The 1,387-nt window shown below is 77.9% G+C and carries 1 protein-coding gene; it reads right to left on the reverse strand.

Annotation, left to right across the window (positions count from 1 at the left end; translation table 11 throughout):
* Positions 1-1,387, reverse strand: a 1,387-nt coding sequence (locus tag ABZ641_RS37440) for a hypothetical protein (protein ID WP_359989054.1), incomplete at both ends; no start/stop codon positions are given.

Consider the following 1,387-nt stretch of genomic DNA (forward strand, 5'->3'; position numbering starts at 1 on the left):
CCCTGGGCGTCCGCGGCCCCGATCAGCGTGTGGTCGGCGGCGATCGGGACGGCGGCGATCGAAGTGGTCCGGCGGCCCCGGGGGTTGAGACGTCCGAGGGGGTCGCCCGTCAGCGGATCACGCAGCCGTACCGCGCCCCGGTCGGTCGCCGTGACGAGCAGCGTCCGGCCGTCCGGCAGGGCCGCGGCGCACATTCCGATCACCGCCCCGAGCCAGTTGCCGACCGGTTCTCGGACCGACTGCCCGGTGGCCGTGTTCCGGACGCCGACCGTCCCGGCGTCCCCGCCGCTCGCCAGGAGGACGTCACCGTCGGGCAGCGGAAGGACCGTCAGCGAGCGGACAGGGTCCGGGTGACCGGGGAGCGGGCCGTGGCGCAGCCGGCCGTCGGCCGGGTCCCAGAGGCAGAGCACGCCGCTGTCCCCGCCGCCGGCGACCAGCGTCGGCAGGCCGGGCCGCACCACGACCGCCAGGGCGTTGACTCCGGCACGTGCGCCGGGCTCGGGAGAGGCGAACGCCTCGGCGCGGCCGCGGAGTGTGCCGTCGGACGCGAGCAGGCGATCCCCGTCGCGCCGGAGTCCGGTTCGTCCGGCGGTCGTTCGGCGGGGGTCTGCCGCCCGGCCGCCGTGCGCGGCCTCGTCCCCGGCCTCGTCCCCGCCCTCGCCCTCGCCCTCGGTGGGTGGCCACGCCTGGCGGCCGTGGTTCTGCGGGCGCGCCCCGTCGGGGTGCGGCGCCAGGCAGTCGGCGACCGTCCAGGTCTGCTCGCAGTCGGGGCAGCGGACGTGGCCGGTCAGCAGCATCAGCGTCCTGGCCCATCGGGCTCCGGCCCACCCCGGCGTGCCCTTGACCGCGACCATGGCGGCGACCAGGCACAGCACGTCCTGCCCCGGCGTTCCCCGCGGCACGCCCGCCGCGGCGACCGCGCGCGCCACCCGCAGGAAGGGCTCCCACCCTTCGCCCAGTGCGTCCTCCCGCAGGGCGTCGGCGACCTCGCCCCAGGGGTGCTCGCCCTCGCGGACCAGGTCGGGGCCGGGCCGCTCCCGGTCTGGGCCCGGCTGCGCCGGGGCCTCGAAGGGCGGCCGCACCGGGTCCACGAGGAACTCCGGGAACTCGGTGTCGGTCTCGCACTCGGGGCAGACCAGCACGAGGCAGGGCTCCTCGGGGTCGAGGAACCGCCACAGCACCTCGGCGGTGTGATGACCGGCCAGGGCGACGCAGGCCAGCGCCAGTTCGGCGCAGCCGGCCGCGGGGGTGCCGGCCGCGAGGAAGCCGCGCACGGCTGCCCGTTCGGCCTCGCGGAGTGCAGCCTCGAAACCCGGCCGGAGGTCGGCCGGGACGGGGGGACGGGCGGCCGCGGTGACCATCAGGCCCAGGTCCGTCCAGAGGTCCG

It is taken from the genome of Kitasatospora sp. NPDC007106 (assembly GCF_040634455.1).
Classification (GTDB): Bacteria; Actinomycetota; Actinomycetes; order Streptomycetales; family Streptomycetaceae; genus Kitasatospora; species Kitasatospora arboriphila.